The organism is Variovorax sp. GW821-FHT09D07 (assembly GCF_059416345.1).
Window position 1 is genome coordinate 637,960 of record NZ_JBWKOY010000004.1, and the last position, 24,621, is coordinate 662,580.

A 24,621-nucleotide genomic window follows, 5' to 3' on the forward strand; every position below is an offset into this window, starting at 1 on the left:
ATCTAGCCGGCGATCCCGAGCGCCGCAGCCGCCAGCTTCGCCACCTCCAGCGTGCTCCCGGGTGTCTCGCCGTCTTCCAGCATCCACACCGACGACAGCCCCGCCCAAGCCAGCACCCACTGCAGCAGTCGGCGCTGCTCGATGCCCGTGGCCTCCGCGATGACCTCGATGCGGTGCGCAAAGCGCCCCGACACCTGCGCGCTCTCGCCATCCGGGTTGCACAGGAGGTTCGCGTGGTCGAAGCCGCGCTCGCCGTGCAGGCCCTTGGGGTCGATGGCGAGCCAGCCGGCCGGACCGAAGTCGAGCACGTTGCCGTGGTGGATGTCGCCATGCAGCACGACCACATCGCGCGGCGCCGCCAGCAGTTCGCGCGCGGTGCGTGCGCTGTGGTCGAAGACGCCGCCGTGCGTGGCCGCGCCGGCCCACAGTGATTCGAACCAGCGCGCGAGCGGCACCAGTGTCGGAGGCGGCGGCGTGTCGCGCGGGGCATGCAGGCGCGCGGCGGCGGCGCACAGGATGCGCGTGGCCTCGTCGTCTCGACCGTCGTGGACCATCTGTGCGAGAGAGGCCGAGCCTTGCGCACGCACCATCAGCAAGGCTTCGCCGTCATGGGCCAGCACGGGCGCGGCGCCGTCGCCGTTCCACCAGGCCATCAACAGGCTGCCCGCCTGCTCCTCGGCCTCGTGCGACACCTTGAGCATGGCCACAACGCCCTGCTGGCGCACGGGCAGCAGCGTGCCGCTCAGCGAGGTGAAGGCCTCGCCGTCCGGCGTGAGATGCCAACGTTCCAGGTAAGGCGCGAACACGCCGTGCGGGTCCACTAGCGCGATTCCCAGAACCCCCGGTGCGTGGCGATCATCTCGTCGGCCACCTCGGGCACGGGGCCGATCACTTCGACGGGTTTCTGTCCGCGTGCGAAGACCTCGCGGCAGGGCAGGCTCAGCGTCGGGTTCTCGGGGTGGTCGCCGGTGAGGGCGAGCAGCGCGGATTCTTCCGCGCCGTACACGATGCGCCCGATGTTGGCCCAGTAGCTCGTGCCCGCGCACATGGCGCAGGGCTCGAAGGTGGTCACCAGCGTGCACTGCCACAGGTACTCGGGCGGCCAGTTCTGCGCCGCGTGGCGCGCGAGCGTGGCCTCCGCGTGGTGCACCGTGTCGATGTTGCCCTGCTCGGCGAGAACGGTCTCGCCGTCGGGTGCGACGAGCACGGCGCCGAAGGGGTGGCGGCCCATGGCCATGGCGCGTCGCGCCACGGCGTCGGCGCGACGCAGCGCGCGGGTGATCTGTTCGGGGGTCATGCCCCCATTATTTATGCGTTCTGCGAGCCGCGGTGTGCCCAGCCGGTGGTGTGCTTCTCGATGAGGCTGAAGAGTTCGTACATGATCATCGCCATCGCGCCCACCACCATCAGGCCCGCGAAGGCCAGGCCCATCTGCATGGCCGAGCCGGCCGAGATCAGCAGGTAGCCGATGCCCTCGTTGGCCGCCGTCATCTCCGACACCGTGGTACCGACGAAGGCCAGCGTGATCGCCACCTTCAGCGAGCCGAAGAAGTAGGGCATGGAGCGCGGCAGGCCGATCTTGACGAGCACGTCCCAGCGCTTGGCGCCCAGCACGCGCAGCACGTCTTCCAGCTCGGGCTCGAGCGTGGCCAGGCCGGTCGCGATGTTCACCATGATCGGGAAGAAGCTGATCAAGAACGCCGTGAGGATCGCCGGCCCGATGCCGATGCCGAACCACACGACCAGGATCGGCACGAAGGCCGCCTTGGGCAGGGCGTTGAAGGCCGTCATCAGCGGGTAGATCGCGGCATAGGCCAGGCGCGAGCTGCCGATCACGAAGCCCAGCAGCACGCCCACCACGATCGCCAGGCCGAAGCCCGCCATCGTGACCCAGAAGGTGCGCCAGGCGTGGCCCGCGATGATTTCCTTGAACTCCCAGAACTGCTCCCAGATGCGCAGCGGGCTCGGAAAGATGAAGTCCGACACGCCGAAGCCCGCGCAGATCACCTGCCACAGCAGGAGCACCGCCACGAGCAGCAGCCACGGCGACCAGCGCTCGAGTTGTTTGCTGTTTTTCATCGCCGGCTCCTCAGTGCGCTGCCGCCGCCGCAGCAGCGGAGGGGGTGGTGGCGTTGCCGCGGATGGCGCCGATGTGGCCGCGCAGCTCGAGCACGATGTCGGTGAACTCCTTGGTGTAGGTCAGCTCCAGCTCGCGCGGGCGCGGCAGGTCGATCTCGCGCTTGACCACGAAGCGCCCGGGGCTCTTGCTCATCACGTACACCGTGTCGGCCAGGAACACCGACTCGCGCAGGTCGTGCGTGACCAGGATCACGTTGAACTGCTGCTCGGTCCACAGGTCGCGCAGGATGCACCACAGCTCTTCGCGCGTGAACGCGTCGAGCGCGCCGAAGGGCTCGTCCAGCAGCAGCATCTTGGGCTCGTGAATGAGCGCGCGGCAGATGCTCGCGCGCTGCTGCATGCCGCCCGAGAGCTGCCACGGGAACTTGTCCTCGTAGCCGCCCAGGCCCACCTTCTGCAGTAGGCGGCGGGCACGCTCTTCGTATTCCTTGCGCTTGGCCTTGAAGTTCGAGCGGTAGGGCTCGACGATTTCCAGCGGCAGCAGCACGTTGTCGACCGTGGTGCGCCACGGCAGCAGCGAGGGCGCCTGGAAGGCCATGCCCGAGATCTTCAGCGGCCCGGTCACGGGCTGGCCGTCGATGCGGATCTTGCCCATCGAGGGCATCTTCAGCCCCGTGGTGAGCTTCATGAAGGTCGACTTGCCGCAGCCCGAGGGGCCGACGATGGCGATGAACTCGCCGCGCGTCACCTTCAGGTCGATGGCCTCGACCGCGAAGTGGTTGGCGCGCAGCAGCTCTTCGTTGTAGGCGAGCCAGACGTCCTGGAAATCGACGAAGGGGGCGGCTGCGTCGGGTGTCGTTGCGCCGGCCGCCATCACTTGCGCAGGATTCCGCTGAGCTCGGCCGCGGGCGGGAGCATGGCCGCGGTCCACACGGCGTCGGGGCTCACGCGCGTCTTGGTGTTGAAGGCATCGGAGACCTGCGAGGCCATGAGCGACATGCGGCCCGCGTTGACGGCGCCGAAGCCGTCGGTGCGCGCGTCGGCGCTGTTGATGACGGTGTCGATGGCCAGCTGCAGGCGGCGCGTCTCGAGCTTGCTGTCGATGATGCCGTCGCGCGCCTTCACCGACTCGATGCCCATGGCGGGGTTGGCGATGACTTCCTTGGCGCCCTTGGCGAAGGCCGAGAGGAACTTCTTCACCGCGGCCGGGTTGTCCTTGAGCAGCTTGGGCGAGGCGATGATCACGTTGCCGTACAGCTTCACGCCGTAGTCGGGGTAGGGCAGGATCACCACGTCGGCCGCCTTGGCGCCGCGCGCCTCCAGGTTGAGCAGCGAGGTGAAGGTGAAGCCCGTGATGGCGTCGATGTCGCCGCGCACCAGCATGGTCTCGCGCAGCGTTGGGTCCATGGCGGTCCAGTTCACGGCGCCGATGTTGTTGGCCTTGGCGAAGATCGGGAACGCGCGGCGGCCGGCGTCGAACACCGGCGCGCCGAGCTTCTTGCCGGCGAGGTCGGCCGGCTTGGTGATGCCGCTCTTCTTGAGCGCCATGACCGAGGCCGGCGTGTTGTTGTAGACCATCATCACGGCCACCGGCTTGTTCGGGCTGTCGGGGTTGTTGGCATGGAACTCCATCAGCGCCGCGAGGTCGGCAAAGCCCATGTCGTAGGCGCCCGAGGCCACGCGCGTCACGGTGCCGCCCGAGCCGTTGCCGGCGTCGATGGTCACGTCCAGGCCGGCGGCCTTGAAGTAGCCCTTGGCCGCGGGGTGCAGGAACAGCGCGGCCGGTCCTTCGAAACGCCAGTCGAGCTGGAACTTGATCGGCGTCGGGCTCTGGGCCATGGCCGAAGACAGGCCGAAGCTGAGGGCCGAGACGGCGAGGAAGGACTGGATCAGTTGACGCTTGTTCATGCGGGTTCCGTGAATGTGAATGCTTCGGCATTCAAGCAAAAACGGTGCCCGCACGCGATTGGTGCGAACCCTTCCGGTGAATCACCGAGGTGCGCGGTGCGCCCAGGGCGTGTGCGGCATGCACCGCGCCTGGGAATCGGGGTCTCGGGCCGCCGTCAGAGCGCGGCGCCGATCTTGCGCAGCTCGGCAATCTGCGGCGCCTTGGGCAGCCAGACCTTGTCGAACTCGGCGATCACTGGCGCGGGGTTGTAGTTGCTGGCGCTCTTGATCGCGATGCCGCTGGCCTTGAACTTGTTGATGAGGCCGAGCTCGGTGGTCACGATGTCCTTGATCTGCGCGTCGAGCTGCTGCTTCACGAGGTCGGTGATGAGCGCCTTGTCTTTCGCATCGAGCGTCTGCCAGATGCGGCCCGACACCAGCGGCGCGAAGGGCATGAACAGCGCGTTCATCGGCAGCAGGGTTTTCGAGACGCGGTCGAAGCGCTGGTTCCACGAGAACTCGATGTCGGCTTCGAGCCCGTCGACCTGGCCGTTGGACATGGCGTCGAACACGCCCGGCGTGGGAATGGGCGTGGGCGCGGCGCCCAGCAGCTGGTAGAAGTCGCGATACACCGGTGTGGGGTTGATGCGCAGCTTCATGCCCTTCAGGTCGGTGGGCGAGGCGATGTCCTTGGTCGCGAACACCACGCGCATGCCGGTGATGCCCCAGCCCAGGCCGATGGTGCCGGTCTCGCGCGGCAGCACGTCGAGCAGCTTGAGCGCCGCGGGCGTGCGCACGAGCGAGGCGACGTTGGTGGTCGAACGCACGAGGTAGGGCGCGTTGATGGCCGCCACGCTCGCCACGCGCGAGCCGAGCTCGGCGGCTTGAATCCAGCCCATGTCGAGCGCGCCCGACTGCAGCTGCTGCATCATGGCCGACTCGTTGCCGAGCTGGCCCGAATGGAACACCGTGGCGCTCAGGCGGCCGTCGGTGGCCTTCTTCAGCGCCTCGCCAAAACTCACTGCGGCGCGGTTCCACGAGTGGCCCGCGGGCGTGATGAGGCCCAGGCGGAATTCCTTGGCGGCGGCGGCACGCGACACGGTGCCGAAGAGGGCGGTCGACGCGGCGGCGGTGCCGGCGGCGGCCTGGACGAACTGGCGGCGAGAGAGGGGCATGCGAAGCTCCTGTGGGGTGAGGTGAAGGAACGGGAACGCGGATCAGCGCTTACTTGATGAGCGCCAGGGACAGACTCGGGAACAGCGACAGCAGCACCAGCGCCACGCAGCAGATCAGGAAGAAGGGCAGCGTGACGATGAACATCTTTCCGGGCTTGGCCCCGGTCACCGCCGACGCCACGAAGAAGCTCAGCCCCACCGGCGGCGTCATCAGCCCGAGCACGAGGTTGATGACCACCACCACGCCGAAGTGGCGCGGGTCGATGCCGTAGATCTCGGTCGCGATGGGCAGCAGGATCGGCACGGTCATGATGAGACCGGGAATGCCGTCGATCACGGTGCCGATCACCAGCAGGATCACGTTCACCAGCAGCAGGAAGGCGATCGGGTCCTTCGCCACGGTCTGTATCCACGCGGCCGTGGCCTGCGGCACCTTGCCGTAGATGAGCAGCCACGAGAACACCGCGGCGGCTGCCACCAGGAAGAGCACCACCGCCGAGTAGATCGCCGACTTCAGCAGGATCTGCGGAATCATCGCGAAGCGGAATTCCTTGGTCACGTAGCGCCCCACCAGCACCGCGGCCACCGCGCCCACCGCCGCCGATTCGGTGGGGTTGGCCAGGCCGCCGAGGATCGAGCCGACGATCACGATCGGAATGAGCAGCGTCGGGCAGGCCGTGAGGATCGTGTGCAGCCGCTGGCGGGCGGTGCGCTTCTCGGTGCGCGGGTAGTTGTAGATCACGCCCATGCCGGCGATGACGATGAAGAACAGCACCGTGAGGATCACGCCGGGGATGATCCCGGCGATGAGCATGTCGCCCACCGCCACCTGCGCGAGCACGCTGTACACCACGAACATCACCGAGGGCGGAATGATCGGGCCGAGCATGCCACCGTACACCGTGATGCCGGCCGCGAAGGTCTTGTCGTAGCCCTGCTTCTCCATCTCGGGCACCATGATCTGGCTCATGATCGCCACCTGCGCGGTGGCCGAGCCGATGATCGACGACACCAGCATGTTCGCCAGGATGTTCACGTAGGCCAGCCCGCCCTTCACCGAGCCGATGAAGGCCAGCGCGAGGTCGACGAGGCGGCGCGTGATGCCGCCGCCGTTCATGATCTCGCCGATCAGGATGAACAGCGGAATCGCAATGAGGCTGTAGCTGTCGACGCCGCCGAACATCTGCACCGGGAACGACTGGAACAGCACCGTGTCGCCCGAGTTGAGGATGTAGACGATGCCCGACAGGCACAGGCAGGCACCGATCGGCACGCCGACCAGCATGATCAGCAGGAAGAAGGCAGAGGTCAGCATTTCAGTTCACGGCGTCCGCGTTGGCGACATGGAACTCGTCGTGCGTGCGCTTGGGCTGCAGGCCGAGGTCTTCGAAGAGGTTGGCCAGCGCATGCACGCTGAGGGTGAGCGCGAAGATCGGCAAGATGAGCTGCACCACCCACGTCGGCCAGTCGAGCGTCTGCGTGCGCTCGGTGTAGAGAAAGTTGAAGCTCTCGGCCGCGAATTCCTTCGCGTCGAAGCCGTGGCGCACGATGCCCGCCGGGTCCATCCACAGCCAGCACATCGCGAGCAGGGCCAACCCGAGCAGCAGCACGCCGCCCGAGGCACTGGCCTTGGCGACGCGTACGGCCCGGGTGCCGAGCTTGTCGGTGAGCAGCGTCACTGCAAAGTCCAGCCGCAGCCGCGTCATCGCCGACGCACCGATGAAGGTGAGCCAGACCACGCAGTACACCGAGGCCTCGTCCACCCAGTACAGCGGAAAGCCGCCGTAGCGCGTGACCACGTTCAGCAGCACCAGCACGATGAGCAGCCCCATGAGGCTGCTGAGCAGGTGGCGCTCGCAGCGCAGGACGAGGTCCGACGCGCCGAGCACGCGGCGGGACAGGCCGCCGCTTTCTTTCAAGGCGTTTTCTTGCATGGTGTTCTGGGCCTTGCGGTGCGTCGTGTGCGCGGCGATTACATGACCGACTGGTACTGCGCGGGCCGCGTGGCCAGCGCCTTGGCGACGACCTTCTCGATGAAGGCGCGCTCCTCGCCGATGAGCGGCAGGCGCGGGCGGCGCATGTGCTCGGTGCCCACGCCGACCAGCAGGTCGATGAGCTTGAGGTTCTGCACCAGCTTGGTCGACACGTCCAGATGCAGCATCGGCGTCATCCACTGGTACAGCTTCAGGGCTTCGGCGAACTTGCCGGCCTTCATCAAGTCGTACAGCGCCACCGTCTCGCGCGGGAAAGCGCAGCCGACACCGGCCAGCAGGCCGTCGCAGCCCAGCGCCAGGCCTTCGTAGGCCAGGTCGTCCACACCCAGGAACAGCTGGTAGCGGTCGCCCACAGTGTTGCGCAGGTCGGTGATGCGGCGGATGTTGTCGGTGCTCTCCTTGATGGCCGCGATCCACTCGCAGTCGGCCAGCTCGACCATGTGCTCGGGCTTCAGGTCCACGCGGTAGGCCACCGGGTTGTTGTAGACCATGATGGGTTTCTGGGCCGCGTTGGCGATGGTGCGCACGTTGAGCATGGCCTCGCGCGCGTCGGCCACGTAGATCACCGAGGGCATGACCATGTAGCCGGCCACGCCCAGCTTGTTGGCGCCGTCCACGTAGCGCAGGGCTTCGCGGGTGCTGGTCTCCGACACGTTGGCCAGCACGGGGATGCGGCCGTCGGCGGCCTCCAGGGCGATCTTGGCGACCTGCAGTTTTTCTTCGAGCGTCAGCGTGCTGGCTTCGCCGAGCGAGCCGCAGGTGACGAGGCCGTGGATGCCGTTGCGGATCTGGAAGTCGATGTGGCGGGCGGTGCCCTCGGCGTCGATGCTTTCGTCGGCGTGGAACTTGGTGGTGATGGCGGGGAAGATGCCTTGCCAGCGGGGATTGCTCATGGGTGCGTACCTCGAAAAAAAGAAGAAAAGGGCGCTGCGGACAGCGGTCGAAACCAGGGCTTGAAGGCTTGGTTTTTAAATATATTAGTAAGATATGAGAAATATCTGCTCAGGGTATTAGCAGATTGCATGCCAGCCGAAATGGTGGTTGGAGGCTTCTGGAAAGGGCGTTTGGGCCCCCGGAAGCACCGCCTTGGCGCACCCTGCGCACGGAGGCGCCTCACGATGCGGCAGGCGAAAAAAAGCCCCGCAGCGGTGAACGCGGCGGGGCGTGCGGCTTGCGCCGGCGCGGTGTGGCTACGTCAGCGCGGCGGTCGCCCCGAAGCCCAGCCAGTACGGATCGCCCACGCGCTTGCCCACGCTGCTGGCGGCGTCGCGCACGGTGGCGCCGAAGCGTTCCACCAGCGCTTCCGACAGCTGCTCCGCGGGCAGCGCGATGCCGAAGGCGTAGGTCTGGCGCGTGGCGGGGTCGAGCACCGCCGACGAGATGCCCGCCACGTTGGTCACGTACTCGCCGCGCGACAGGGCCCAGCCGGTGTCGCGGATCACGGCCAGGCGCGCGAGCAGGTCCTTGCGCGTCTTCGGTGCGTGGCCGCGGCCCTGGTCGAGCCGGCTGCCGATCAGGGCACCCACTTCGTCGTCGCCCAGCCGGGCCAGCAGGGCGCGGCCCATGGCGCTGGAATAGGCGGGTGCGCGGCTGCCCGGCGGCGTGTAGATCTGCAGCGCGCCGGCACCGGTGCGCATCTGGATCACGAGCGTGTCGGCCCCATCGAGCACGTTGATGTAGCCCGTGCAGCCCGTCTCGCGCACCAGCGCGTCGAGCGCCTCCTCGACCAGCGAGGCCGTGTTGCGCGAGGCGCGGAAGTGGTACGAGGCTTCCATGATCACGCCGCCCGGGCGGTAGGCGCGCGTGGCCGCGTCGCGGTCCAGGAAGCCGTAGCCGGCCATCATGCTCAGCGTGCGGGAGGCCGAGCTCTTGGGCAGGCCCAGCTCGGTCACGACGTCCGTCACCGTGATGTCGCGGCGCAGCCGCGCGATCAGCTTCAGGACGTCCATGGCGTTGGCAAGGGTGCTCATCGTGTTCGGTAGGTTGGGGTGGGAATCATAGGTTCGGCGCCGGTGCGTCTTTTCGGCCGACCCGGGTGAACGCCCGCTTGACAGCCGAAAGTACGGTTTTATCATTCGGTTCAAGTTTATTGGACACGGTTCCAAAATATGGAACTAACAAGGAATGACCATGCACCATGAAGTGACCGCCGTCGCGCCGCTGGAAGACAAGGGCGCCGGGCACACCGCGTTGCCGCCGGCCGCGCTGCATCCCAAGGCGCTCGCGCCCGCCAACCTGATCCTCACGGTGGTGCTCAGCGTGTTCGGCGCCATCGTCGGCATCCAGATGCTGGCCAGCCTGGGCATCACGCCGAGCACCTCGCTGATCGGCGCGCTCGCGGCCATGACGCTGGCGCGCGTGCCGCTGGCCATGTTCCGGGGCTTCCGCTCGGTGCATGCGCAGAACCTGGCGCAGACGAGCATCTCGTCGGCCACCTTCGGCGCGGCCAACAGCCTGTTCCTGCCGATCGGCATTCCCTTCCTGTTCGGCCTGCCGCAGATGGTGGTGCCGATGCTCGTCGGCGTGAGCCTCGCGATGCTGCTCGACGCCTGGCTGCTGTACCGCATGTTCGACACGCCGGCCTTCCCGGCGAAGAACCCGTGGCCGCTGGGCATCGCCGCGGCCGAGGCCATCAAGGCGGGCGACGGCGGCGGCAAGCAGGCCTGGCTGCTGCTGGGCGGGCTGGCCACCGGCGTGGCGGGCGCGGTGTTCAAGCTGCCGATGTCGGCCTTCGGCGTGGCGCTGATCGGCGGGCTCGGCGCCATGACCGCCTTCGGCATCGGGCTGCTGGTGCGCGGCTATTCGGCGTCGCTGTTCGGCTTCGACATCGGCACGCGCTACGTGCCGCACGGGATGATGATCGGCGCCGGCCTCGTGGCGCTGGTGCAGGTGGCGCGCGTGGTGCTGAAGAAGCACGGGCGCGCGGCCGGCACCGACAGCACCGCCGCGACGACAGAGGCGCTGGCCGAGGCGCGCGGCGCCAGCGTGCTCGGCCGCTCGCTCAAGCTGGGCGGCGCGGGCTACCTCGCGATCATGGTGCTGCTGTGCGCGGGCACCGGCATCTACACCGGCATGTCGCCGGGCATGCTGGCCTTGTTCATCGTGTACGGCACCTTCGCGGCCTTCGTGCACGAACTCATCGTGGGCATCGCGGCCATGCACTCGGGCTGGTTCCCGGCCTTCGCGGTGGCGCTGATCTCGCTGCTGCTGGGCATCCTGATCGGCTTTCCGCCCGAGGCGCTGGTGGTGCTGGCCGGCTTCTCGGCCGCCACCGGCCCGGCCTTTGCCGACATGGGCTACGACCTCAAGGCCGGCCACCTGCTGCGCGGCGAGGCCTCGGGCTCGGCCTTCGAACTCGAAGGCCGGCGCGAACAGATGATCGCCGGCATGGTCGGCTTCGGCGTGGCGATCGTGGTGGTGGCCTGCGCCTACCCGCTGTTCTTCGCCAACCACCAGACCGCGCCGATCAACGCCGCCTACGTGGCCGCCATCAAGGCCGGCATCTCGGGCGAGACCGCGCGCAACCTCGCGCTGTGGGCCGTGCCCGGCGCACTGCTGCAACTGGCGGGCGGGCCGCGCCAGCAACTCGGTGTGCTGTTCGCCACCGGCCTGCTCATCGCCAGCCCGATGGCCGGCTGGATGGTCGCGGCCGGCATCGCCTGCCGGCTCGCGGTGCATGCCGTGCTCGGCGCCGCCGCGCGCGAACGGCTCGAGGTGTTCGCCGGCGGCGTCATCGCGGGCGACGCGCTCTACAGCTTCTTCTCGGGCGCGGTGAAGAGCCTGCGCAAGTAGTTCTCCTTCTTTCCTTTCATCACACACACAGGAATCGAATCCATGAAACGCAATCTGACCAGCGACGACGTCCGCGCGGCCATCTGGGGCGGCGCCATCCTCGGCGGCGGGGGCGGCGGGCTCATCGCGGCCGGCGAGCGCGCCGCACGGTTGGCGCTGCAGGTCGGCACGCCGCAGCTGTGGAGCGTCGACGAGTTCGACGACGCCGCGCTCACCGCCACCATGGCCCTGGTCGGCGCGCCGGCTGCGCCCGATCCGCACGTGCAGCCGGCGCACCTGCTGCGCACGCTCGACCTGCTGCGGCGCGAGCTGCCGGCGGGCCAGAAGCTGGTCGCGCTGCATGCCAACGAGAACGGCGCCGAGACCACGGTCAACGGCTGGTTCCATGCCGCCATGACCGGCCTGCCCGTGATCGACCTCGCGTGCAACGGCCGCGCCCACCCCTCGAGCGTGATGGGCGCGCTGGGCCTGCACACCGAGCCCGATTACCTCTCGGTGCAGGCCTACGCGGGCGGCGAGCCGCACCGCTACGTGGAGGGCGTGGTGTCGGGCCGGCTCGAGCAGACCTCGGCCGTGGTGCGCCGCGCCTCGGTGGAGGCGGGCGGCCTCGTGGCCGTGGCGCGCAACCCCGTGACCGTGGGCTATGCGCGCCAGCACGGCGCGCCGGGCGCCATCAGCCACGCCATCGCGCTGGGCCAGACCTTTCTCGATGGCGGCGTCGATGCCGTGGCCCGTTCGCTCGACGGCCGTCTCGTCGCCGAAGGCACGGTGCGCAGCTATCGCTGCGAGCAGCAGGAAGGGTTGGACGTCGGCGTGGTCGAGCTCGACGACGCGGCCGGCACCACGCTGCGCTTCATCAACGAGTACATGCTGCTGGCGCAGGGCGGCGAGCGCATCGCGCGCTTTCCCGACCTGATCATGACCTTCTCGGACGACGGCCAGCCCGTGGTGTCGGCCCATGTGCGCCAGGGCGCGCGGCTGCGCGTGCTGGTGGCGCCGCGCGCGCGGCTGCTGCTGTCGCGCACCATGTTCATGCCCGAGTTGTACCGCCCGCTCGAGAAGTCGCTGGGCGAAGCCTTCGCGCCGGCCTGAACGGAGACATGCCATGCCACTGCGCATCCGCTGGATCCGGGCCGTCGGCAACGACACCTACAACGCGCGCTTCGCGCAGGAGTTCGCCGAGGTGAAGAACCCCGGCACCGAGGTCGAGGTGGTGTCGCTGCGCAATGCGTCGGTGCAGCACCACGTCGAGTACCAGAGCTACGAGGCGCTGCTGGGCGCCGACATCGTGCGCGCCGTGCGCGACACCGCGCAGCAGGGCTTCGACGCCGTGGTGGTCGGCTGCTTCTACGACCCGGTGCTGGTCGAGGCGCGCGAGATATCGGGCCAGACGGTGGTGGTCGCGCCCTGCCAGGCCTCGTTCGAGGTCGCGTCCAACCTGGCGCAGAAGGTGTCGGTGATCGTCGGGCGGCGCAAGTGGGTGCCGCGCATCGAGGCGCGCGTGCGCGAGTACGGCCATGCACACCTGATCGCCTCGTTCCGCGCGCTGGAACTCGGCGTGGAAGACTTCCAGCGCGACCGCGACGAAACCGTGCGCCGCATGATCGCGCAGGGCCGCCGTGCCATCGACGAGGACGGCGCCGAGGCGCTCATCCTGGGCTGCACGCTCGAGTTCGGCTTCTACCGCCAGCTGCAGGACGCGCTGGGCGTGCCCGTCATCGATTCGGCGCTGGCTGCCTTCAAGCGCGCCGAGGCGCTGGCCGACATGAAACAGCGTTTCGATTGGAAGCCCAGCCGCGTCGGCGGCTGCGAGCCGCCGCCCGAAGACAAGGAGCTGCTGGCCTGGAATGTGTTCGACCCGGCCGACGTGCCCGTGGTGTCCCGCGTGCGCGCCTGAGCATTGCGCCATAAAAAACGCCCCGCCGCGGAGACCGCGACGGGGCGTTGTGTTTCATGGAGGAAACGTCGGCGTCAGTCCTGGGACTTCACCTTCGCCACGGCCAGCGCCGTCATGTTGATGATGCGGCGCACCGTCGCCGAAGGCGTCAGCACGTGCGCCGAGCTCGCGCCACCCAGCAGGATCGGGCCCACCGTGATGCCGTTCGCGCCCGTCATCTTCAGCACGTTGTAGAGGATGTGGGCCGAGTCGAGGTTCGGGCACACCAGCAGGTTGGCCTCGCCGGTGAGCGTGGTCTCGGGCAGGGCGGTGCGGCGGATCTCGTCGGACAGCGCGGCGTCGCCGTGCATCTCGCCGTCGCACTCGATGTCGGGCGCCATCTGCGAGAACAGGTCGCGCGCCAGGCGCATCTTGCGCGCCGAGCCGCGGCTGGAGGTGCCGTAGTTCGAGTGCGACAGGAAGGCCACCTTCGGCGGCAGGCCGAAGCGGCGGACCTCTTCGGCGGCCATCACGGCGATGCTGGCCAGCAGTTCGGCGCTCGGGTCTTCGTTCACGTTGGTGTCGGTGATGAACACCGTGCGCTTTTCGAGCGTGAGCGCGTTCAGCGTGGCAAAGCCGGGCGCGCCGCGCTTCAGGCCGATCAGGTTGCGGATGTGCTCCAGGTGCACGTCGAAGCGCCCGACCAGGCCGCAGATCATCGCGTCGGCGTCGCCCAGGTGCAGCATCAGCGCGGCGATGGTGGTGTTGGAGCGGCGCACCATGGTCTTGGCGGCCTCGGGCGTCACGCCGCGGCGGCCCATGAGCTTGTGGAAGCTCTCCCAGTAGGTGCGGAAGCGCGGATCGTCCTCGGGGTTCACGATCTCGAAGTCGGTGCCGGGGCGGATGTGCAGGCCGGCCTTCTGGATGCGTGCCTCGATCACCGCGGGGCGGCCCACCAGGATGGGCTGGGCCAGGCCTTCGTCGACCGCCCACTGCGCGGCGCGCAGCACGCGCTCGTCTTCGCCCTCGGCGTAGGCCACGCGCTTGGTGGTGGAGATCTTTGCGGCGCTGAACACCGGGCGCATGAACATGCCCGTCTGGTAGACGAAGCGCGTCAGGTGCTGGCGGTAGGCCTCCATGTCTTCGATCGGGCGCGAGGCCACGCCCGAGGCGGCGGCCGCCTTGGCCACGGCCGGCGCGATGCGCAGGATCAGGCGCGAATCGAAGGGCTTCGGGATGATGTAGTCGGGGCCGAAGGCCAGCTCCTGGCCGGCGTAGGCGGTGGCCACTTCTTCGCTGATGTCGGCCTTGGTGAGGTCGGCAATTTCGCGCACGCAGGCCAGCTTCATTTCTTCCGTGATCTTGCTCGCGCCGCAGTCGAGCGCGCCGCGGAAGATGTATGGGAAGCACAGCACGTTGTTGACCTGGTTCGGGTAGTCCGAACGGCCCGTGGCGATGATGCAGTCGGGGCGCACGGCCTTGGCCAGCTCGGGGCGGATTTCAGGCTCGGGGTTGGCCAGCGCCAGGATGATCGGCTGCGTGCCCATGGTCTTGACCATCTCGGCGCTCATGACGCCGGGGGCCGAGCAGCCCAGGAACACGTCGGCGTCCTTCACCACGTCGGCCAGGGTGCGCGCGCCGGTGTCCTTCTGGGCGTAGCGGGCCTTCGATTCGTCGAAGCCGCCCGCGCGGGCCATGTAGATCAGGCCCTTGGAGTCGCAGGCGTAGATGTTGGCGGGCTTGGCGCCCAGGCCGACCATCACGTCCAGGCAGGCGATGGCGGCGGCGCCCGCGCCCGAGACGGCGATCTTGACGTCTTCGATCTTCTTGCCGACCAGTTCCAGGCCGTTGAGCAATGCCGCGGCCGAGATGATGGCCGTGCCGTGCTGGTCGTCGTGGAACACGGGGATGTTCATGCGCTCGCGCAGCTTCTTCTCGATGTAGAAGCATTCGGGCGCCTTGATGTCCTCGAGGTTGATGCCGCCCAGCGTGGGCTCCAGCGCCGCGATGATGTCGACCAGCTTGTCGGGGTCGTTCTCGGCCAGCTCGATGTCGAACACGTCGATGCCGGCGAATTTCTTGAACAGGCAGCCTTTGCCTTCCATCACGGGCTTGGAGGCCAGCGGGCCGATGTTGCCCAGGCCCAGCACGGCGGTGCCGTTGGTGATGACGCCCACGAGGTTGCCGCGGGCGGTGTATTCGGCCGCGAGCGCGGGATCTTCCGCAATGTCGAGGCAGGGGTAGGCCACGCCCGGCGAATAAGCCAGCGACAGGTCGCGCTGGTTCAGCAGGGGCTTGGTGGGGGTGATCGAGATCTTGCCCTTGACGGGCGAGCGGTGGTATTCGCGCGCTGCTTCTCGAAGTGCTTCTTCAGCGGGGGACAGGGATGCAGCCATTTGAAAAGTCTCCTAGGTTCTGGCGGGCAATGAGGCTACCGCAAAAGCGCGGCCTCTTCTCTCGGGGGGAACGACGAGACCCTCTATCTTCCGCCTGATCGAGAGGGTCTGCCGACTCGCTAAACTTCAACACCCCCGTTTCCGGGGGGCAAATCCGTGCCGCACGGGCGGTGCGGCGAACCAACGTCCACAACCACAGAACAACACGGAGGGACATCGAATGACACCCGGACCTTTCACCGGCACCGAGCCGGATGTCGTGGTCATCGGCGGAGGCCCTTCGGGCTCCACGGTGGCTGCCTTGCTCGCAGACAAGGGCCACGACGTGGTGCTGCTCGAGAAAGCGCAGCATCCGCGCTTTCACATCGGCGAATCCTTGCTGCCGATGAACATGCCGCTGTTCGACCGGCTTGGCGTGCGCACCGAGGTCGAGGCCATCGGCCTGCGCAAGCACGGCGCCGAGTTCGTCTCGCCCTGGCACGACCACAGCAGCCACTTCGACTTCGGCCAGGCGATGGACAAGAGTTTTCCCTATGCGGTGCATGTGCGCCGTTCGGAATTCGACGAACTGCTGTTCCGCCACGCCGGCAAGCGCGGCGCGCGCACCTTCGAGGGCCGGCGCGTCACCGGCGTCGACATGGACGCGGGCAAGGGCACGCCCGACAACCGGGCGCTGGTGAAGGTCAAGGCCGACGACGGCACCGAGACCGAATGGCGCCCGCGCTTCGTGATCGACGCCAGCGGGCGCGACACGCTGCTGTCGAACCAGTTCGACGCCAAGCAGCGCAACCGCAAGCATGCGAGCGCGGCGCTCTATGGCCACTTCGCCAACGCCGAGCGCCGGCCGGGCCGCTTCGAGGGCAACATCTCGCTCTTCTGGTTCGACCACGGCTGGTTCTGGTACATCCCGCTGAAGGACGGCACCGTGAGCGTCGGCGCCGTGGCGTCGCCGGCCTACTTCAAGCGGCGCCAGGGCGCCTCGCTCGAAGACTTCCTGATGCAGACCATCGCGCTGGCGCCCAAGCTGGCCGCACGGCTGAAGAACGCCACGCTCATGGAAGGCGCCACCACCACCGGCAACTACGCCTACGACTCCAAGTTCTGCCGTGGCGACCGCTTCATGATGGTGGGCGACGCCTATGCCTTCGTCGACCCGATGTTCTCCTCGGGCGTGTACCTGGCGATGAACAGCGGCTTCGAGGCCGCGACCTGCGCCGACCACTGGCTCAAGGGCGAGGCGAAGGAGGCCGAGAAGGCCTTCCGCCATTACGAGAAGGTGATGAAGCACGGGCCGAAGATGTTCTCGTGGTTCATCTACCGCATCACCTCGCCCGCCATCCGCCGCCTGTTCATGGCGCCGCGCAACATCTGGCGCATGCAGGAGGCGCTCCTGTCCATCCTGGCCGGCGACCTGTTCCGCAACACGCCCATCGGGCCGCGCTTCTGGGGCTTCAAGGTGACGTACTACGCGTCGTGCATCGGCATCCTGCCGCAGGCCGTGAAGACCTGGGCATGGCGCCGACGCAACCTGAAGGAGTCCCTGGAGACTGCAAAGAGCTAGTTCAGTCTGGAGCGACGGTGTGCTGGGCGAGGGCTTCGAGGGCCTTCACCAGCGCCGAGTGATCCAGCTGGCCATAGCCCATCGCCGCGCAGGCGTTCATCAGCTGCGCTGCGTTCGCGGTCTGCGGCAGCGCCACGCCGAGCGAACGTGCGCTCTGCATCGCCAGGTTCAGGTCCTTCTGGTGCAGCGAAATGCGGAAGCCCGGCGCGAAGGTGCGCTTGATCATGCGTTCGCCGTGCACTTCGAGGATGCGCGAGCTGGCAAAGCCGCCCATCAGCGCCTGGCGCACCTTGGCGGGGTCGGCGCCGGCCTTCGAGGCGAACACCAGGGCCTCGCTCACGGCGGCGATGTTCAGCGCCACGATGATCTGGTTGGCCACCTTGCAGACCTGGCCGTCGCCCGCGCCGCCCACCAGCGTCACGTTCTTGCCCATCTTGTCCAGCAGCGGCTTCACGCGGCCGAAGGTGCCTTCGTCGCCGCCGCACATGATCGTCAGGCTCGCGGCCTTGGCGCCCACTTCGCCGCCCGAGACCGGCGCGTCGATGTAGCCGGCGCCCAGTGCCACGATGCGGCGCGCGAATTCCTTGGTGGCGATCGGGTCGATGGAGCTGCAGTCCACCACGATCTTGCCCTGCGAACCCTTCAGGCCGTCGGCCACGCCTTCCGCGCCCGGTGCGCCGAACAGCACTTTTTCCACGTCAGGGGTGTCGGGCACCATGATGAAGATGATGTCGGCCTTGCGCGCCACTTCGGCGGCCGAGCCGCAGATGGTGGCCTTGGAGACGAAGGGCTCCGGCGTGTTGCCGTGCGTGTTCACGAAGAGCTGGTGGCCTGCGTCGAGCAGGTGGCCCGCCATGGGCGCGCCCATGATGCCCAGGCCGATGAATCCGATTTTTTGTGCAGTTGCTGCGGTGGTCATGTCTCTGTTTCCTTCGTGAACGTTCATTGCTTCTTCGTGAGGGCTTCGCGCCAGCCCAGGCCTTCCACCGTGGTGGCGCGGGGCTTGTATTCGCAGCCGATCCAGCCGTCGTAGCCCAGCGCATCGATGTGCTGGAACAGCCACGGGTAGTTGATCTCGCCCGTGCCCGGCTCGCCGCGGCCCGGGTTGTCGGCCAGCTGGATGTGGCCGATGCGCGCCAGCTGCTTGGTGAGCGTGTTGCCCAGCTCGCCTTCCATGCGCTGCGCGTGGTAGATGTCGTACTGCACGCGCAGGTTGTTGGAGCCCACCTCGTCGATCAACGCCAGCGCCTGGTCGGTGCGCGTGAGAAAGAAGCCGGGGATGTCGAAGGTGTTGATCGGCTCGATCAGCAGGCGCAGGCCCGCGGCTTCGAGTTCGCGCGCTGCGAGGCGCAGGTTCTCGACCACGGTCTTGTGGGCCACTTCAGTGCTCACGCCCGCCGGCACCTTGCCGACCAGGCAGTTGAGCTGCGGGCAGCCCAGCGCCGTGGCGTAGTCGATGGCCAGCGCGATGCCTTCGCGGAACTCGCCGGTGCGGTCCGGGTGGCAGGCGATGCCGCGCTCGTCCTTGTCCCAGTCGCCGGCCGGCAGGTTGTGCAGCACCTGCTGCAGGCCGTTGGCGCGCAGGGCGGCCACGAGTTCCTTCTTGTCGAAGGGGTAGGGGAAGAGGTACTCCACCGCCTTGAAGCCGGCCTTGGCGGCCGCCTCGAAGCGCTGCATGAACGGCAGCTCGGTGAAGAGCATCGTGAGATTGGCTGCGAACTTGGGCATGTCTCTTGTCTCCTCGGTCAGTCCAGCATCGCCACCGCGAGGGCGGTCGGTGCGTCGGCCGTGCTTTCGGCCAGCGGTTCGAATTCGTTGATGGCGTCGATCTCGGTGCCCATCGCGATGTTGGTCACGCGCTCCAGCATCACCTCGATGACGACCGGCACCTGGAACTCGGCCATGAGCGCTTCGGCGCGGGCGATGGCAGGGGCCATCTCTTCCTGCTTGTGCACGCGGATCGCCTTGCAGCCCAGGCCCTCGACCACCTTGAGGTGATCGACGCCGTAGCTGCCTTCGATGCCGGCGTCGGCCGGTGCGTTGATGTTGTCGAAGGCCAGCTGCACGCAGTAGTCCATCTCGAAGCCGCGCTGCGACTGGCGGATCAGGCCGAGGTAGGAGTTGTTGACCACGATGTGCAGGTAGGGAAGCTTGAACTGCGCGCCCACGGCCAGCTCCTCGATCATGAACTGGAAGTCGTAGTCGCCCGAGAGCGCGACGATCTTGCGCGTCGGGTCGGCGGCGCGCACGCCCAGCGCGGCGGGAATGGTCCAGCCCAGCGGGCCGGCCTGGCCGCAGTTGATCCAGTGGCGCGGGTTGTACACGTGCAGGAACTGCGCGGCCGCGATCTGCGACAGGCCGATGGTGCTCACGTAGCAGGTGTCGCGCTCCAGGTGGTTGTTCATGCACTGGTACACGCGCTGCGGCTTCATCGGCACGGTGTCGAAGTTGGTCTTGCGCAGCAAGGTCTTCTTGCGCTCGCGGCATTCGCCGGCCCAGGCGCCACGGTCGGTGAGCTTGCCGGCGGCCTTCATTTCCTCGGCCACTTCGACGAAGAGCTCGAGCGCGGCCTTGGCGTCGGAGACGATGCCGAAGTCGGGCGTGAACACGCGGCCGATCTGCGTGGGCTCGATGTCCACGTGCACGAAGGTGCGGCCCTTGGTATAGACGTCGACCGAGCCGGTGTGGCGGTTGGCCCAGCGGTTGCCGATGCCCAGCACGAAGTCCGAAGCGAGCACAGTGGCGTTGCCGTAGCGGTGGCTGGTCTGCAGGCCGCACATGCCGGCCATGAGCGGGTGGTCGTCGGGAATGGCGCCCCAGCCCATGAGCGTGGGGATCACCGGCACGCCGGTGGCTTCGGCAAAGCGCACGAGCAGGTCGGACGCGTCGGCGTTGATGATGCCGCCGCCGGCCACGATCAGCGGGCGCTCGGCCGCCTGCATCATGCCGATGGCCTTCTCGATCTGGGCGCGCGTGGCGGCCGGTTTGTAGGGCTTGAGGGGCTCGTAGGCGTCGATGTCGAACTCGATCTGCGCCATCTGCACGTCGAAGGGCAGGTCGATGAGCACGGGGCCCGGGCGGCCCGAGCGCATGAGGTGGAAGGCCTGCTGGAACACCTGCGGCACCTGGCCGGGTTCGCGCACGGTGACCGACCACTTGGTGACGGGCTTGGAGATCGACTCGATGTCGACCGCCTGGAAGTCTTCCTTGTACAGGCGGGCGCGCGGTGCCTGGCCGGTGATGCACAGGATGGGAATGGAGTCGGCCCAGGCCGAGTACAGGCCCGTGATCATGTCGGTGCCCGCCGGGCCCGAGGTGCCGATGCACACGCCGATGTTGCCGGCCACGGCGCGGGTGTAGCCCTCGGCCATGTGCGAGGCGCCCTCGACGTGGCGCGCGAGGATGTGCGAGATGCTGCCGCGCTGGCGCAGGGCCGAGTACAGCGGGTTGATCGCCGCGCCCGGCACGCCGAAGGCCTGCGTCACGCCTTCTTTTTCCATCACCAGAACTGCGGCCTGGACCGCTGTCATCTTTGCCATTTGAAAGTCTCCTTGAGGTGGCCTCACTGTAGGAAGCGGGGCGCATTCCAAGAAGACGGCTGGGGGCCATAAAACCTATTCCGCCATGGAATAACTGGCTACCATCCGGCCATGGACCGTTTGTTGGCAATGGAAATGTTCGTGCGGGTCGTCGAGACCGGCAGCTTCTCGAAGGCGGCGCGCGAGTTCAACACCACGCAACCCACCGTGACCAAGCAGGTCGCGGCCACGGAGGCGCGCCTGAAGGTGCGGCTGCTCAACCGCAACACGCGCGGCGTGAGCCTCACGGAGCCGGGCGCGCTGTACTACGAGAAGTGCAAGACCATCGTGCGCGACGCCGAGGAGGCCGACAGCATCGTGCAGCTGCGCCAGAACCAGGCGCAGGGGCTCTTGCGCGTGGGCACGTCGGTGGCCTTCGGGCGGCGCGTGGTGGTGCCGCTGGCGCTGGAGTACATGCGCCGGCATCCGCAGGTGCAGCTGGACCTGAGCTTCGAGGACCGCTATGTCGACCTCATCGCGCAGGGCATCGACGTGGCGATCCGCATGGGCAAGCTGGCCGATTCGTCACTGGGCGCGCGCTACCTGGGCGCGAACCCGTGGGTCATGGTGGCGTCGCCGGCCTACCTGAAGAAGCACGGCACGCCCAAACGCGCGCAGGACCTGAGCGCGCACGTGGCGCTGATCTACAGCAGCGTGGTGGGCGACGAGTTCTGGCGCATGCACACGCCCAAGGGCGATCCGGTGACGGTGCCGGTGTCGGGGCGCTTCCGGTCGAACAACCTGTCGGCGGTGCTGGCTGCGGCGCGTGATGGGTTGGGGATCGCGTTGATGCCGCGCTATGTGGCGAGTGAGTCGCTGGCTGCTGGCAAGGTGAACGCCGTGCTGGGGGACCATGCGTTGCCTGAGCAGGAGATCCACGCGGTGTTTCCCTCACCGAAGTTGGTGCCTGGGAAGGTGTCGGGGTTCGTGGCGTTTCTGCAGGGGCGCTTCGACGAAGGGTGGTGGGAGGCCTGAGCCGGCTGTTCAGGGCGCGTGCCCAGGCCACCGGGTACTTCCCTCCGCGAATGTCCCCCGGCCTGCGGCCTCCTCCTTGATTTCGCTGCGGGAAGCACCCAGTGTCCTGGGCACAGGGCACGCTGTGGGGGAGCGGAACCCTCAGGCTGCCAGCCGTTGCGCCGCCCGCCCAGCAGGCCGCGCCAACCCGAGGTGATCGCGTAACGTGCGCCCCTCGTATTCCGTGCGAAAGATGCCTCGCTTCTGCAGGATCGGCACCACGCCGTCCACGAAGTCCTGCAGCCCATGCGGCAGCGCGTCGGGCATCAGGTTGAAGCCGTCTGCTGCACCGCCCTTGAACCAGCGTTCGATGTCGTCGGCGATCTGCTCGGGCGTGCCGACGATCACGCGGTGCCCGCCGCCGCCTGCGAGTTCGCGGATCAGCTGGCGCACCGTGTAGCCGTGCGTGCGTCCGGCCGCGACCACGGCGTTGAAGAAGGTGTGGTTGCCGTTGCCGTTGCCGGGCAGCGGCAGGTCGTCGGGCAGGCGCTCGTCGAGCTTGAGGCGGTCGGGCGTGATGCCCAGCGTGCCGGCCAGGCGCGTGAGGCTGTAGTCCCAGGGAATCAAATCGACCAGCGCATCGCGGCGGCGAAGCGCTTGCGCTTCCGTGGCGCCGACGATGGTGGTGAGGCCGGCCAGCACCTTCACTGCGTCGGGGCCGCGGCCCAGTTCGGCGGCGCGGGTCTTGAGGGCGCGTGCGTAGGCCTGCGATTCTTCGAAGGATTGCGAGGCGGAGAACACGGCTTCGGCGTGGCGCGACGCGAGCTCGCGCCCGTCGGCCGAGGCGCCGGCCTGCACCAGCACCGGGTGGCCTTGCGGCGGGCGCGGAAGGTTGAGCGGGCCCTGCACTGCGAAGTGCTCGCCGCGGTGCGCGAGGGCGTGCACCTTGGCGGGGTCGATGAAGCGGCCGGCGGCCTTGTCGCCGACGAAGGCGTCGTCTTCCCAGCTGTCCCACAGCGCCTTGACGATGTCGGCGAACTCCGAGGCGCGGGCGTAGCGTTTCGCGTGGTCGGGCGTGGTGTCCAGGCCGAAGTTGCGCGCCGAGGGCAGGTCGGCCGTGGTCACCATGTTCCAGCCGGCACGGCCGGCGCTCACGTGGTCGAGCGTGGCGAAGCGGCGCGCGAGGTTGTACGGCTCGTTGTAGCTGGTGGAAGCAGTGGCGATGAGGCCGATGTGCGTGGTCGCGGCGGCCACGCAGGCCAGCAGGATGGTGGGCTCCAGCGCGGTGATCGGGCGGAAGTGGATCTGGTCGACGATGGCCGCGTTGTCGGCCAGGAACACGGCATCGAGCTTGGCCGCCTCGGCGATCTGCGCGGTGCGGATGTAGTGCTGGATGTCGGCGAAGGCCCACGGGTCGCTCTCGGGCAGGCGCCAGGCCGAAGGCACGAAGCCCGAGTGCAGGATGTTGACGTTGAGGTGCAGCTGCCTGCGCGGCGTGGAGTTGTTGTGATTGCTCATTGGCTGAAATAGTCCGGCAGCCGGTAGCCCGCCCACACGGGGTTGGCCTTGAAGAACTTCTGGAACTCGGGCGACTGGTAGGCGGTGGCGATGTCCTTCGCGAACTTCGCGTTTTCGTTGCTGCGCTTGACGGCCACCACGTTGACGTAGGGCAGCGTCATGTCTTCGAGCTTCAGCGCCTCGGTGAGCTTCAGGCCGGAGGCCACGGCGAAGTTGCCCTGCACGGCCGCGAGGTCGGCGTCGGCCAGCGAGCGCGGCGCCTGTGCGGCGTCCAGCGGCACGATCTTCAGGCGCTTGGGGTTGCTCGCGATGTCGCGCTCCGACACGCTCAGCGGACTCACGCCCGGCTTGAGCGTGACCCAGCCGATGGCCGCGAGGATGTTGAGCGCACGCGCCGCATTCACCGGGTCGGCCGGCAGCGTGACGGTTGCGCCGTCGGGCACGGCGTCGAGCGTCTTGTGGCGGCGCGAGTACAGGCCCATGGGCGGCGTCGGCACGTGCACCACGGGCACGAGGTCGAAGCCCTGCTGCTTGTTGGTGGCGTTCAGGTACAGCGAGTGCTGGAAGATGTTGGCGTCGATCTGGCCGCGCTCCACCGCGTCGTTGGGCTGCACGCCCTGGCTGAACTCGACGTACTTGATGCTGTAGCCCAGCTTCTTCAGCTGGGGCTCGATGCCGTGGGTGAAGGCGTCGCGGTAGGGGCCCGGCATGAAGCCGACGCGCAGGTCGTCCGCGTGGGCGGGGGCCAGCAGCAGCAGGCTCAGTGCGAGCCCGCCGGACAGCGGGGCGAGGCGGCGCAGCCACGAGGGGGCGCGCGAAAGGAAAGACATGGCGACAACTCCGGGAGACGGCAAGGGGAGTCGGGCACTCTAGGACGCACGCCGCGCGCCGCGAACGAAGATTTGCGCGCTTGCATATCCGCAGGCCGGATAACCCGCGCCGGCTTTTGTAGGATGCGCCCCATGACCCTGCACATCGGAATCGTCGGCTGCTCCGCCGAAGGCGCGGCCCTTTGCTACAAGACCATCTGCATCGAGGGCGCGGCGCTGCTCGGCCCGCACGCGCACCCCGAGGTGTCGATGCACACGCCCTCGCTCGCGGAGTACACGCGCTGCCTGGACGCGGGCGACCTGGCGGGCGTGGGCGCGCTGATGCTCAGCTCCGCGCACAAGCTCGCCGCAGCGGGCGCGGATTTCCTGATCTGCCCCGACAACACCATCCACCAGGCCTTCGACCACGTCGCGCCGCGTTCGCCGCGGCCCTGGCTGCACATCGCCGAGGTGGTGGCCGACGAGGCCGTGCGCCGGGGCTTTCGCCGCATCGGCATCACGGGCACGCGCTGGCTGACCGACAGCGAGGTGTATCCCGAGAAGCTCTCGGCGCGCGGTCTTGAATACGTGCGCCCCACCGTCGAAGAGCGCGCCGAGATCGGCCGGATCATCATGGACGAGCTGGTCTGCGGCATCTTCAAACCCGAGGCCGTGGCGACCTTCCAGCGCGTGATGCAGCGCCTGAAGGACGCGGAGGGCTGCGACGCGGTGGTGCTCGGCTGCACCGAGATCCCGCTGATCATGAGCGACGCGAACTCGCCGCTGCCGACGCTGGATTCGACGCGGCTGCTGGCGCGCGCGGCCTTGCGCCGCGCCACGCAGAAGGCCGACTAGGGCCTGTTTACCCTATTTCTGGCGTCGCGTTGGCTGGCAAAGGGGCTGGCTGCAAGGCGCCCGTGCGCAGCAAGGCTGAGGCCTTGCAAGCGCGGGCAACGCCGCAGACGGCCCCTTTGCCAGCCAACCCGAAGGGAAGGTCTGCCA

The 24,621-nt window shown here is 68.1% G+C and carries 22 protein-coding genes; 6 read left to right on the forward strand and 16 right to left on the reverse strand.

Annotated features, from left to right (window positions below; translation table 11 throughout):
* Window positions 1–2: 2 nt before the first annotated feature.
* The 10 genes from AC07OX_RS18700 to AC07OX_RS18745 all read right to left on the reverse strand — a co-directional run bounded on the left by AC07OX_RS18700 (window position 3) and on the right by AC07OX_RS18745 (window position 9,105).
* Window positions 3–821, reverse strand: coding sequence for an aminoglycoside phosphotransferase family protein (locus AC07OX_RS18700; protein ID WP_495260914.1), 819 nt, complete (start codon window positions 819–821; stop codon window positions 3–5).
* Window positions 821–1,297: a nucleoside deaminase gene (locus tag AC07OX_RS18705; protein WP_062473350.1), complete on the reverse strand. Its 477-nt coding sequence runs from the start codon at window positions 1,295–1,297 to the stop codon at window positions 821–823. Before AC07OX_RS18705 ends, AC07OX_RS18700 begins: the two co-directional genes overlap by 1 nt.
* An 11-nt stretch (window positions 1,298–1,308) precedes the next feature.
* On the reverse strand, window positions 1,309–2,079 hold the full coding sequence (locus AC07OX_RS18710) for an ABC transporter permease (RefSeq protein ID WP_070062385.1): 771 nt from the start codon (window positions 2,077–2,079) through the stop codon (window positions 1,309–1,311).
* 10 nt (window positions 2,080–2,089) lie between these two features.
* On the reverse strand, window positions 2,090–2,953 hold the full coding sequence (locus AC07OX_RS18715; RefSeq protein WP_492745334.1) for an ABC transporter ATP-binding protein: 864 nt from the start codon (window positions 2,951–2,953) through the stop codon (window positions 2,090–2,092).
* The gene (locus tag AC07OX_RS18720) at window positions 2,953–3,987 is read right to left on the reverse strand and encodes an ABC transporter substrate-binding protein (RefSeq protein ID WP_495260913.1); all 1,035 of its coding nucleotides are present in this window, start codon (window positions 3,985–3,987) and stop codon (window positions 2,953–2,955) included. Before AC07OX_RS18720 ends, AC07OX_RS18715 begins: the two co-directional genes overlap by 1 nt.
* Window positions 3,988–4,142: 155 nt before the next feature.
* Complete coding sequence (locus AC07OX_RS18725; protein WP_495260912.1) at window positions 4,143–5,141, reverse strand: TRAP transporter substrate-binding protein; 999 nt, start codon at window positions 5,139–5,141, stop codon at window positions 4,143–4,145.
* Between the two features lie 49 nt (window positions 5,142–5,190).
* On the reverse strand, window positions 5,191–6,456 hold the full coding sequence (locus AC07OX_RS18730; protein ID WP_062473357.1) for a TRAP transporter large permease: 1,266 nt from the start codon (window positions 6,454–6,456) through the stop codon (window positions 5,191–5,193).
* Between the two features lies 1 nt (window position 6,457).
* Window positions 6,458–7,075: a TRAP transporter small permease gene (locus AC07OX_RS18735; RefSeq protein ID WP_495260911.1), complete on the reverse strand. Its 618-nt coding sequence runs from the start codon at window positions 7,073–7,075 to the stop codon at window positions 6,458–6,460.
* Window positions 7,076–7,113: 38 nt separating this feature from the next.
* Window positions 7,114–8,028 carry a dihydrodipicolinate synthase family protein gene (locus AC07OX_RS18740; protein WP_369629726.1) on the reverse strand — a complete coding sequence of 305 codons (915 nt, stop codon included), beginning with the start codon at window positions 8,026–8,028 and terminating at the stop codon, window positions 7,114–7,116.
* Between the two features lie 297 nt (window positions 8,029–8,325).
* Window positions 8,326–9,105, reverse strand: coding sequence for an IclR family transcriptional regulator (locus AC07OX_RS18745; RefSeq protein ID WP_495260910.1), 780 nt, complete (start codon window positions 9,103–9,105; stop codon window positions 8,326–8,328).
* Window positions 9,106–9,265: 160 nt separating this feature from the next.
* Here AC07OX_RS18745 and AC07OX_RS18750 point away from each other — a divergent pair, with 160 nt between their 5' ends.
* The 3 genes from AC07OX_RS18750 to AC07OX_RS18760 are packed head-to-tail and all read left to right on the forward strand — an operon-like array spanning window position 9,266 to window position 12,824.
* Window positions 9,266–10,927 carry an OPT/YSL family transporter gene (locus tag AC07OX_RS18750; RefSeq protein ID WP_495260909.1) on the forward strand — a complete coding sequence of 554 codons (1,662 nt, stop codon included), beginning with the start codon at window positions 9,266–9,268 and terminating at the stop codon, window positions 10,925–10,927.
* 42 nt (window positions 10,928–10,969) lie between these two features.
* The gene (locus AC07OX_RS18755) at window positions 10,970–12,019 is read left to right on the forward strand and encodes an S-methyl thiohydantoin desulfurase domain-containing protein (RefSeq protein WP_390342157.1); all 1,050 of its coding nucleotides are present in this window, start codon (window positions 10,970–10,972) and stop codon (window positions 12,017–12,019) included.
* 13 nt (window positions 12,020–12,032) lie between these two features.
* Window positions 12,033–12,824: an aspartate/glutamate racemase family protein gene (locus AC07OX_RS18760; RefSeq protein WP_495260908.1), complete on the forward strand. Its 792-nt coding sequence runs from the start codon at window positions 12,033–12,035 to the stop codon at window positions 12,822–12,824.
* A 74-nt stretch (window positions 12,825–12,898) separates the two neighbouring features.
* On the opposite strand, the gene AC07OX_RS18765 is transcribed toward AC07OX_RS18760, so the two are convergent.
* Window positions 12,899–15,199 carry an NADP-dependent malic enzyme gene (locus AC07OX_RS18765; protein WP_495260907.1) on the reverse strand — a complete coding sequence of 767 codons (2,301 nt, stop codon included), beginning with the start codon at window positions 15,197–15,199 and terminating at the stop codon, window positions 12,899–12,901.
* A 220-nt stretch (window positions 15,200–15,419) separates the two neighbouring features.
* On the opposite strand from AC07OX_RS18765, the gene AC07OX_RS18770 reads away from it, so the two are divergent.
* Complete coding sequence (locus AC07OX_RS18770; RefSeq protein WP_307637763.1) at window positions 15,420–16,760, forward strand: NAD(P)/FAD-dependent oxidoreductase; 1,341 nt, start codon at window positions 15,420–15,422, stop codon at window positions 16,758–16,760.
* A gap of 1 nt (window position 16,761) precedes the next feature.
* Here AC07OX_RS18770 and AC07OX_RS18775 read toward each other — a convergent pair whose 3' ends face one another.
* Genes AC07OX_RS18775 through gcl form a run of 3 tightly spaced genes read right to left on the reverse strand, consistent with a single transcriptional unit; the run spans window position 16,762 to window position 20,299 of the window.
* Entirely contained in the window at window positions 16,762–17,679 is a 918-nt protein-coding gene (locus tag AC07OX_RS18775) for a 2-hydroxy-3-oxopropionate reductase (protein ID WP_495260906.1), read from the reverse strand.
* A gap of 23 nt (window positions 17,680–17,702) precedes the next feature.
* Window positions 17,703–18,488 carry a hydroxypyruvate isomerase gene (gene hyi, locus AC07OX_RS18780; RefSeq protein ID WP_495260905.1) on the reverse strand — a complete coding sequence of 262 codons (786 nt, stop codon included), beginning with the start codon at window positions 18,486–18,488 and terminating at the stop codon, window positions 17,703–17,705.
* A 17-nt stretch (window positions 18,489–18,505) separates the two neighbouring features.
* Window positions 18,506–20,299: a glyoxylate carboligase gene (gene gcl, locus AC07OX_RS18785; protein WP_062473376.1), complete on the reverse strand. Its 1,794-nt coding sequence runs from the start codon at window positions 20,297–20,299 to the stop codon at window positions 18,506–18,508.
* Between the two features lie 111 nt (window positions 20,300–20,410).
* Here gcl and AC07OX_RS18790 point away from each other — a divergent pair, with 111 nt between their 5' ends.
* Window positions 20,411–21,313, forward strand: a complete 903-nt coding sequence (locus AC07OX_RS18790) for a LysR family transcriptional regulator (RefSeq protein WP_062473378.1) — start codon at window positions 20,411–20,413, stop codon at window positions 21,311–21,313.
* Window positions 21,314–21,454: 141 nt separating this feature from the next.
* Here the strand turns inward: AC07OX_RS18790 and AC07OX_RS18795 are convergent, their stop codons facing one another.
* Window positions 21,455–22,810, reverse strand: a complete 1,356-nt coding sequence (locus AC07OX_RS18795) for an LLM class flavin-dependent oxidoreductase (protein WP_495260904.1) — start codon at window positions 22,808–22,810, stop codon at window positions 21,455–21,457.
* Entirely contained in the window at window positions 22,807–23,640 is an 834-nt protein-coding gene (locus tag AC07OX_RS18800) for a MetQ/NlpA family ABC transporter substrate-binding protein (RefSeq protein ID WP_495260903.1), read from the reverse strand. Before AC07OX_RS18800 ends, AC07OX_RS18795 begins: the two co-directional genes overlap by 4 nt.
* A gap of 132 nt (window positions 23,641–23,772) precedes the next feature.
* Between AC07OX_RS18800 and AC07OX_RS18805 the strand changes: the two genes are divergently transcribed.
* A complete protein-coding gene (locus AC07OX_RS18805) occupies window positions 23,773–24,474 on the forward strand; it encodes an aspartate/glutamate racemase family protein (RefSeq protein ID WP_495260902.1) in 702 nt (233 codons plus the stop codon).
* Window positions 24,475–24,621 lie beyond the last annotated feature (147 nt).

What these genes read in the sequence shown, in the direction of transcription:
- AC07OX_RS18720 (WP_495260913.1), bottom strand. Translation starts at nt 3,987, where the DNA reads ATGAACAAGCGTCAACTGATCCAGTCCTTCCTCGCCGTCTCGGCCCTC.
- AC07OX_RS18750 (WP_495260909.1), top strand. Translation starts at nt 9,266, where the DNA reads ATGCACCATGAAGTGACCGCCGTCGCGCCGCTGGAAGACAAGGGCGCC.
- hyi (WP_495260905.1), bottom strand. Translation starts at nt 18,488, where the DNA reads ATGCCCAAGTTCGCAGCCAATCTCACGATGCTCTTCACCGAGCTGCCG.
- AC07OX_RS18730 (WP_062473357.1), bottom strand. Translation starts at nt 6,456, where the DNA reads ATGCTGACCTCTGCCTTCTTCCTGCTGATCATGCTGGTCGGCGTGCCG.
- AC07OX_RS18710 (WP_070062385.1), bottom strand. Translation starts at nt 2,079, where the DNA reads ATGAAAAACAGCAAACAACTCGAGCGCTGGTCGCCGTGGCTGCTGCTC.
- AC07OX_RS18745 (WP_495260910.1), bottom strand. Translation starts at nt 9,105, where the DNA reads ATGAGCACCCTTGCCAACGCCATGGACGTCCTGAAGCTGATCGCGCGG.
- AC07OX_RS18705 (WP_062473350.1), bottom strand. Translation starts at nt 1,297, where the DNA reads ATGACCCCCGAACAGATCACCCGCGCGCTGCGTCGCGCCGACGCCGTG.
- AC07OX_RS18760 (WP_495260908.1), top strand. Translation starts at nt 12,033, where the DNA reads ATGCCACTGCGCATCCGCTGGATCCGGGCCGTCGGCAACGACACCTAC.
- AC07OX_RS18715 (WP_492745334.1), bottom strand. Translation starts at nt 2,953, where the DNA reads ATGGCGGCCGGCGCAACGACACCCGACGCAGCCGCCCCCTTCGTCGAT.
- AC07OX_RS18790 (WP_062473378.1), top strand. Translation starts at nt 20,411, where the DNA reads ATGGACCGTTTGTTGGCAATGGAAATGTTCGTGCGGGTCGTCGAGACC.
- AC07OX_RS18770 (WP_307637763.1), top strand. Translation starts at nt 15,420, where the DNA reads ATGACACCCGGACCTTTCACCGGCACCGAGCCGGATGTCGTGGTCATC.
- AC07OX_RS18755 (WP_390342157.1), top strand. Translation starts at nt 10,970, where the DNA reads ATGAAACGCAATCTGACCAGCGACGACGTCCGCGCGGCCATCTGGGGC.
- AC07OX_RS18725 (WP_495260912.1), bottom strand. Translation starts at nt 5,141, where the DNA reads ATGCCCCTCTCTCGCCGCCAGTTCGTCCAGGCCGCCGCCGGCACCGCC.
- AC07OX_RS18765 (WP_495260907.1), bottom strand. Translation starts at nt 15,199, where the DNA reads ATGGCTGCATCCCTGTCCCCCGCTGAAGAAGCACTTCGAGAAGCAGCG.
- AC07OX_RS18740 (WP_369629726.1), bottom strand. Translation starts at nt 8,028, where the DNA reads ATGAGCAATCCCCGCTGGCAAGGCATCTTCCCCGCCATCACCACCAAG.
- AC07OX_RS18775 (WP_495260906.1), bottom strand. Translation starts at nt 17,679, where the DNA reads ATGACCACCGCAGCAACTGCACAAAAAATCGGATTCATCGGCCTGGGC.
- AC07OX_RS18795 (WP_495260904.1), bottom strand. Translation starts at nt 22,810, where the DNA reads ATGAGCAATCACAACAACTCCACGCCGCGCAGGCAGCTGCACCTCAAC.
- gcl (WP_062473376.1), bottom strand. Translation starts at nt 20,299, where the DNA reads ATGGCAAAGATGACAGCGGTCCAGGCCGCAGTTCTGGTGATGGAAAAA.
- AC07OX_RS18800 (WP_495260903.1), bottom strand. Translation starts at nt 23,640, where the DNA reads ATGTCTTTCCTTTCGCGCGCCCCCTCGTGGCTGCGCCGCCTCGCCCCG.
- AC07OX_RS18735 (WP_495260911.1), bottom strand. Translation starts at nt 7,075, where the DNA reads ATGCAAGAAAACGCCTTGAAAGAAAGCGGCGGCCTGTCCCGCCGCGTG.
- AC07OX_RS18805 (WP_495260902.1), top strand. Translation starts at nt 23,773, where the DNA reads ATGACCCTGCACATCGGAATCGTCGGCTGCTCCGCCGAAGGCGCGGCC.